Source organism: Nitrobacter sp. 62-13, from assembly GCF_001896955.1.
Lineage (GTDB): Bacteria > Pseudomonadota > Alphaproteobacteria > Rhizobiales > Xanthobacteraceae > Nitrobacter.
Map to the genome: position 1 here is coordinate 24,491 of NZ_MKRN01000079.1, position 7,560 is coordinate 32,050.

Annotated in this window: 7 protein-coding genes and 1 pseudogene; 6 read left to right on the plus strand and 2 right to left on the minus strand. The window is 63.1% G+C overall.

What is annotated here, in order from left to right:
* Position 1: 1 nt before the first annotated feature.
* On the plus strand, positions 2–763 hold the full coding sequence (locus BGN91_RS07515; protein WP_292611926.1) for an ABC transporter permease: 762 nt from the start codon (positions 2–4) through the stop codon (positions 761–763).
* A 73-nt stretch (positions 764–836) separates the two neighbouring features.
* On the opposite strand, the gene BGN91_RS07520 is transcribed toward BGN91_RS07515, so the two are convergent.
* On the minus strand, positions 837–1,175 hold the full coding sequence (locus BGN91_RS07520; RefSeq protein WP_292611928.1) for a hypothetical protein: 339 nt from the start codon (positions 1,173–1,175) through the stop codon (positions 837–839).
* A gap of 269 nt (positions 1,176–1,444) precedes the next feature.
* Between BGN91_RS07520 and BGN91_RS07525 the strand changes: the two genes are divergently transcribed.
* The gene (locus BGN91_RS07525; protein ID WP_292611929.1) at positions 1,445–2,248 is read left to right on the plus strand and encodes a L,D-transpeptidase; all 804 of its coding nucleotides are present in this window, start codon (positions 1,445–1,447) and stop codon (positions 2,246–2,248) included.
* Positions 2,233–3,897: pseudogene (locus BGN91_RS07530) on the plus strand (NAD(P)/FAD-dependent oxidoreductase); the annotation flags it as partial. The gene BGN91_RS07525 and the pseudogene BGN91_RS07530, both read left to right, overlap by 16 nt.
* Before the next feature lie 107 nt (positions 3,898–4,004).
* On the opposite strand, the gene BGN91_RS07535 reads toward BGN91_RS07530, so the two are convergent.
* The gene (locus BGN91_RS07535; protein ID WP_292611930.1) at positions 4,005–4,145 is read right to left on the minus strand and encodes a hypothetical protein; all 141 of its coding nucleotides are present in this window, start codon (positions 4,143–4,145) and stop codon (positions 4,005–4,007) included.
* 461 nt (positions 4,146–4,606) lie between these two features.
* Here BGN91_RS07535 and BGN91_RS07540 point away from each other — a divergent pair, with 461 nt between their 5' ends.
* The 3 genes from BGN91_RS07540 to BGN91_RS07550 form a co-directional block, all read left to right on the plus strand.
* The gene (locus tag BGN91_RS07540) at positions 4,607–4,891 is read left to right on the plus strand and encodes a hypothetical protein (RefSeq protein ID WP_292611932.1); all 285 of its coding nucleotides are present in this window, start codon (positions 4,607–4,609) and stop codon (positions 4,889–4,891) included.
* A 19-nt stretch (positions 4,892–4,910) separates the two neighbouring features.
* Positions 4,911–5,807, plus strand: a complete 897-nt coding sequence (locus BGN91_RS07545) for a 50S ribosomal protein L11 methyltransferase (protein WP_292611934.1) — start codon at positions 4,911–4,913, stop codon at positions 5,805–5,807.
* 93 nt (positions 5,808–5,900) lie between these two features.
* Positions 5,901–7,560 (plus strand): M24B family metallopeptidase (locus tag BGN91_RS07550; RefSeq protein ID WP_292611936.1); only part of this gene is annotated, 1,660 nt, incomplete at its 3' end.

Here is a 7,560-nt window from a genome sequence, read left to right on the forward strand (position 1 = left end):
CATGAACCTCGGGGCTGTGAAAGCAATCTACCGGTTCGAAATGGCACGGACCTGGCGTACGCTGCTGCAAAGCATCGTGTCTCCCGTGGTGTCGACATCGCTCTATTTTGTGGTATTCGGCGCGGCGATCGGCTCGCGCATCACCCAGGTCGAGGGCGTCAGCTATGGCACCTTCATCGTGCCGGGGCTGGTGATGCTGTCGGTCCTGACGCAAAGCATCACCAATGCGTCGTTCGGCATCTACTTCCCGAAATTTATCGGCACCATTTACGAAATATTGTCGGCGCCGGTATCCTATTTCGAAATCGTGCTGGGCTATGTCGGGGCGGCCGCGACCAAGTCGATCATCCTCGGCCTGATTATTCTGGCGACAGCAGGCCTGTTCGTGCCGCTGCACATCCATCATCCGGTTTGGATGCTGACGTTCCTGGTCCTGACCTCCGTGACCTTCAGCCTGTTCGGCTTCATCATCGGCATCTGGGCCGACGGTTTCGAGAAGCTGCAGATGATTCCAATGTTGATCATCACGCCGCTGACATTCCTCGGCGGCAGCTTCTATTCAATCAGCATGCTGCCACCGAACTGGCAGACGGTCGCGCTGTTCAATCCGGTGGTTTATCTCATCAGCGGCTTCCGCTGGAGCTTTTACGAAATCGCCGACGTCAGCCTGTCCGTGAGCATGGGCATGACGGTCAGTTTTCTCGTGATCTGCATGACGGTCGTGTGGTGGATCTTCAGGACCGGCTATCGGCTGAAAAGCTGAGCCTGCTATGCGGATTCACAAAAGACCGCGGCCCGGTTTGCCCCGGACCGCGTCTTATTCTCAAAAAATACTCTTATCGATAGCAGTGGAAATGGCCGTGGCGCCAATAGCCGCGGCACCGATGCCCACGACGCGGCCCGCGATCCGGTATGCCAAGCACGCCCTTGACACCGCCAACCGCGCCACCGACGCCGGCGCCGATCGCACCACCGATCGCACCGCCAACCGGACCAGCCGCACGATTGCCTTCACGCGCACCCTGGTTCGCACCACGCTCCATGCCTCCAAAGACGCCTTGCGCGTGCGCCAGATGTGGAATGGAAAAAAGGGCCAGAGCGGCTGCTGCGGCTGCCGCCGCGAACTGAAGGCGGATTGAAGCTGTCGTCGGCAATGCTGCGGTTCTGGTCTTCATGTGTATCCTCTGCTGGCTCGGCCGCGAACGGGCCATGATCGAATGGATTGACGCCGTCATAACGCGATCGTGTTCCAAAAGTTCCAGAATCGCGACGGGCCGCGGTTGCTTGTTACCGAATTTCCCTTTCGTGACTTTTCGGCCCTGTCTTGGCCTTGGTCATGCCGCTTCGAGATTTGACCATGATACAATCCGCTACTGGAAGCAGAACCGTTTTGAGCGCATATAGGACACGGGGGACGTCAGGCTGCATCCGAGGCCCAGGTAAAATGCGTAGATTTCTTATTCCCGTCACCGGTCTGCTACTCCTTGGCGCCGTCAGCGCCGCTCAGGCGAAGGTGTCGATCCTTGTCGACAAGGACAATCAGCAAATGACCGTCTCCGTCGACGGCGTCGAGCGCTATCATTGGCCGGTCTCGAGCGGAAATCCGTCCCACGAAACGCCGAACGGCAGCTTTCAAGCTTTCCGTATGGAAGCCGATCATTTCTCCAAGGAATTCGACGACGCTCCGATGCCGCACTCGATCTTTTTCACCAAGATCGGTCATGCCATCCATGGCACGTTTTCCGAAGGCAGCCTCGGCGTTCCCGTCTCGCATGGTTGCGTTCGCATATCGCGCGCCAATGCATCGACCCTCTATGCGCTGGTTCAGAAAGAAGGCGTCCTCAATACTACCGTCAAACTGATCGGATCGTCGCGCGTCGCACTGGCGCGCAATCCCCGCGGCAAGCGCAAAACCGATGTCGCCCGTCGCAATCCGCCGGGCGATCAATCTTATGACGCCGTCGGAAATCCGGTCGATCTGACGCAGGGGCGGATCGTCCCAAGTCAGCAGCCGCAAGCGGCCGTTCGCGACGACGGTTATATCTATCCGGCGGACGGCAGTTCCAGCGATCAGCGCTATCCTGCGCCGCGTAGTTCTCGCCGCCTCCGCGATGCGCGAAACGTTCCCCAGCAGTATTACAACGGCAGCGATCAAGCCGATTACGGTTATGCACAACCCTATTCGCCACAGGTGTACGCGCCGCGGCCTTATCGACCGCGGGGCCTGTTCACGGACTTCGGCGACTGACCGCTACGACCGTCGCCGTCCCGTATCGATCGAAGCGGACTATGCCGGATACCGACGTCGTCATCATCGGCGCAGGCCATAACGGGCTCACCTGCGCTGCTTATCTCGCGATGGCCGGACTGCGGGTCAGGGTCGTGGAGCGGCGCAAGGTGGTGGGCGGCGCTGCCGTGACGGAAGAATTCCATCCCGGATTCCGTAATTCGGTCGCGGCCTACACCGTCAGCCTGCTCAATCCGAAAGTCATCGCGGACCTGCGGCTGCATGATCACGGCCTGCGGATCGTCGAGCGCCGAGCCCAGAATTTTTTGCCCGCCCCCGACGGCCAATATATCCTTACCGGCGAGGGCCGCACTGCTGCGTCGGTCGCCAGCCTGAGCGAACGGGATGCCGTCGCGATCGCCGGTTTCATGCGCGAACTGGAAGAGATCGCGGACGTGATTCGGCAGTTCGTGCTGCGCGCACCGCCGAACCTCATCGATAGTTTTGGCCTCAACGCCGCGCATGAATTCGCCAACGCGATCGGCTCAGTCGGAATCCTGCGCGGCCTGACGCTGGAGCAGCAGCGCAACCTGCTCGATCTCTTTGCACGATCAGCCGGAGACATACTCGACGACCGCTTCGAAACCGATCTGGTGAAATCCCTGTTCGGCTTCGACGCCGTCGTCGGCAACTACGCCAGCCCCTACGCAGCCGGCTCGGCCTACGTAATGCTGCATCATGCCTTTGGAGAAGTGAACGGCAAGAAGGGCGTCTGGGGTCACGCCATCGGCGGCATGGGCGCGATTACCCAGGCGATGGCCACGGCCGCTCGCGAACGCGGCGCCGAGATCGAGACCGGAGCCGGTGTAAGCGAGATCGTTGTCGAGCGTGGCCGCGCGACGGGTGTCGTTCTCGATGACGGACGGACGGTCCGCGCGAGATATATCGCCGCAAACGTCAACCCGAAGCTGCTCTACACGCGGCTGCTGCCCGCCGGCTCGCTTGACCCCGCTTTTCTCAATCGCATCAAGAACTGGCGCAACGGCTCCGGAACGTTCCGGATGAACGTGGCGCTCTCCGCCCTGCCCTCCTTCTCGGCCTTGCCGGGCGACGGCGACCATCTCAGCGCCGGCATCATCATCGCGCCCGGCCTCGGCTACATGGACCGCGCCTGGCAGGATGCGCGGCGGTTCGGCTGGAGCCGCGAACCGGTGGTGGAGGTTCTGATCCCATCCGTGATCGATGATTCACTCGCCCCGACCGGCCGCCATGTCGCGAGCCTGTTCTGCCAGCACGTGGCGCCGGAGTTGCCTGACGGCGCATCCTGGGACGACCACCGCGACGAGGTCGCCGACCTCATGATCGCAACCGTCGACCGCTACGCGCCCGGCTTTGCCGCCAGCGTGATCGGCCGCCAGATCCTGTCTCCGCTCGACCTCGAACGCGAATTCGGACTGCTGGGTGGAGACATTTTCCACGGCGCGCTGACGCTGAACCAGTTGTTCTCCGCCCGGCCGATGCTGGGGCACGCCGACTATCGGGGACCGCTGAAAGGTCTCTACCATTGCGGCTCCGGTGCGCATCCGGGCGGCGGCGTCACCGGCGCACCCGGCCACAACGCGGCGCGCGCGATCCTGCGGGATCACCGGGCGCTGTTCGCCCGCCATTAGAGCCTTTCCGCGTCTGATAAAATCAGAAGCGGGGCTCATGATTTTTGATTTGATCCGTTTTCTTCACGCGAACCGGTATCCACTTCGCTCGAAAACGCTTTGACCGCTCACGCGACCAGCAGCACATAGACCGCCATCAACGGCGTGAGCCCGAGCACGATGGCGCTGATGCCAAACGCCCACATAATGTCCTCGGCCGCGATCCCGGATGTTCCTCCGGTCGGCTCGACCTCGTCGATGCCTTCCATGACGCCCCCGCATTCTGCTTGGGAGCATCGATACCGACAAAACTCTAACAAACCTCGCCGCGATTTCGCTGTGATTTGGACACAAGAGCTACCGGGAATTAACCCTCGCGGGCACTGCGCTGCCCAAGCCCTCATGCATCTCTTGTTCTGCAACAGCGAAATCCCGCCCGAAAGCTTGATAACCCGCCGCCCGGCCTGTGGATATCTTGTGGATATCCTGTTGATAACATGTTGAAAACAACCCGGAAAATCGCGCAACGGCGGTTCGGGATTTATGGGACGATCCGGGGTGGTCCATCGCGTTTCAGACGTCTGACCGACCCGGTCGCGAGACTCTATGATTTTGATTTAACGCGTTTTCTTCACACGAACCGGTACCCATGTGGCTCGAAAACGCTATAAGTTGCCGCTTTGTGCCAAAGCAAATGTTTGGCAAAGCAGGCAGGTAACTGGGGGTTGGTGTGCTGAACATTCTTGGCCGGGTCTTTCTCACGATCGTTATCCCGATAGTCGGAGGTTACCTCGGCACATCATTGAACACCTTCGACATTTATCTGGCCCTCGCTGCCTCGTGGTCGTTCTGGGCCTATGCGCAACCAGGGCCCCAAGAGCTTTGGCAAACGGGCGGCTGGGCCGGCATTCTGAAAGGCTGGCTTCTCATGGCGATCGCCGTGCTCATGGTGGCCGGGCCGGCTTATGGCGTCGGCTATCTTATCGCCAGAACCTGGGCCCCGGCCGGATCCTGACCCTGTTCGTCGGACGTCCATGACCAACACCGTCACGCCGGCGACCAGTCGCGCCACCTTCGCCATCGGCGAGGAGCAGGTCGCGCGGCGGGTAGTCGACCTCCTGACCGAGACACTCGACGACGGCGAGCTTGCGGTCGCCGCATTCGAACGCAGCGACGGCCGCTGGGGCGTTTCGATGCACTTCGCCACCCCGCCCGATGAAGAGCGAATCCGCGCGCAGGTGACGCTGGTCGCCGGCGATGCCGTCGCGCAAACCGTTGTCTTCGATACGGTTGCCGCCAGGGATTGGGTCGAGGCCAGCCTCGAAGGTCTGGCGCCGGTCCCGGCCGGGCGCTTCGTCGTCCACGGCCGGCATGACCGCGCACGCGTCCCGCCAAATAAACTCGGCATCGAGATCGAGGCCGCGCTGGCATTCGGCACCGGTCACCATGGCACGACCCGCGGCTGCCTGCTGCTGCTCGATCAGGTGCTGCGCAGCAAGATGCCGCGACGGGTTCTCGATCTCGGCGCGGGCACCGGTGTTCTCGCCATCGCCGCGGCCAAGGCGCTGCATCTGAACGTGCTGGCCAGCGACATCGATCCGCGTTCGGCGATCGTGGCGAAGGAGAACGCCGCGCTGAACGGCGTCGGCGATCTTGTCTGGTCGATCTGCGCGACCGGTTTTTCCGCGCCGCTGTTGCGGACGCGCGCGCCATTCGATCTGGTGCTGGCGAACATTCTGGCCAATCCGCTGCGGCAGATGGCGCCGGTCATGGCAACTCATCTCGCGTCCGAGGCCATGGTGATCCTGTCGGGGCTGCTGCCGCATCAGACCCGCGGCGTGATCGCGGCCTACCGGGCGCAGGGGCTGGTGCTGATCCGGCAGATGCGGATCGACGGATGGTGCAGCCTGCTGATGCAGAATCGAGGCTAAGCCCGTCCCGCTCCGCTGGACCCGGCCTAGCCGGACCGTCGGATGCATCGCCGCGTTGCGTAGCCATCCTCGCGATCCTATGATGCCGAAAGAATGTTCGAAGCCCATTTCCAGACCTTCGAGGATCCCGAAGGCGGCGTCGCGCTCACCGCCCGCCTCGCCGCGTTTCGCGAGGAGATGCACCGGCGGCAGTTGACCGGCTTCGTGATTCCGCGCGCCGACCAGCAGCAGAACGAATATGTCGCGCCCTCCGAGGAGCGGCTGGCATGGCTCACCGGCTTCACCGGATCGGCCGGCCTCGCCGTCGTGCTCGCCAAGGAAGCCGCCGTGTTTGTTGACGGCCGCTACGCATTGCAGGCGGCGCAACAGGTGGATACTCACGCCTGGAGCATCGTTTCGCTGGTCGACCCGCCTCCCGAAAGCTGGCTGGCGGAGCATCTCAGTGCCGGCGACCGGGTCGGATACGATCCCTGGCTGCATACTACGGCGGCGGCGGAGCGTCTCGCAAAGGCTTGCGCGAAAGCCGGCGCCGAACTGATCCCCGTCGAGAGCAATCCGGTCGACAGCATCTGGACCGATCGGCCCGCGCCGCCGCTCGGCCCGGTCACGATCCATGACGCGAGGTTCGCAGGCGAGACCGAGGCCGACAAGCTGACGCGCATCCGCGCCGAAATGAAGAAGCTCGGCGTCGATGCGACGGTGTTGTCGGATTCCCACGCGGTGGCCTGGACCTTCAACATTCGCGGCGCCGACGTCTCGCACACCCCGCTGCCTCTGTCCTACGCGTTGGTGCCGAAGGACGGCCGCCCTGTCGTGTTCATCGACTCCCGCAAACTCTCCAACACGAGCCGCGATCATCTCGAACGCAACGCCGACGTGTGCGAGCCGGATGCGTTGACCGAGGCACTGACCGCAACGGCCAGATCGGGCGCATCGATCGGGCTCGACAGCGCCACCGCCGCCGATGCCTTGACCCGTCTGATTACGTGCGCCGGCGGCAAACCGGTGCGCGGCAACGATCCGGTCTCGCTGCTGAAGGCCGCGAAGAACCCGACCGAGATCGCGGGTGCACGCAGCGCGCATCAGCGCGACGCCGTGGCGCTGGCGCGGTTTCTCGCCTGGGTCGACCGCGAGGCGCCGAAGGGCGCGCTGACCGAGATCGACGCCGTCGAAGCACTGGAAACCTTTCGCCGCGACACCGGCGCGTTGAAGGACGTTTCCTTTCCGACCATCGCAGGCACCGGGCCGAACGGCGCCATCGTCCATTATCGCGTCACCCGCAAGAGCAACCGCCGCATCGCGCCCGGCGACCTGCTGCTGATCGACTCCGGCGCGCAATACGAGGACGGCACCACCGACGTCACCCGCACCATCGCGATCGGCCAACCGACCGACGAGATGCGCGACCGTTTCACCCGCGTGCTGCGCGGCCACATCGCCATCGCGCGCGCGGTGTTTCCCGACGGCACCACCGGCGCGCAGCTCGACACGCTGGCGCGGCAGTTTCTCTGGCAGGCCGGCGTCGACTTCGAGCACGGCACCGGCCACGGCGTCGGCAGCTATCTGTCAGTGCATGAAGGTCCGGCGCGGATTTCGAAACTCGGCACCACACAGCTCAAGCGCGGAATGATCCTGTCCAACGAGCCGGGCTACTATAAACGTGACGCCTTCGGCATCCGGATCGAAAATCTGGTGCTGGTCGCGGCGATGGAGATTCCCGGCGCGGAGAAAGCCATGAACGGCTTCGAGACCC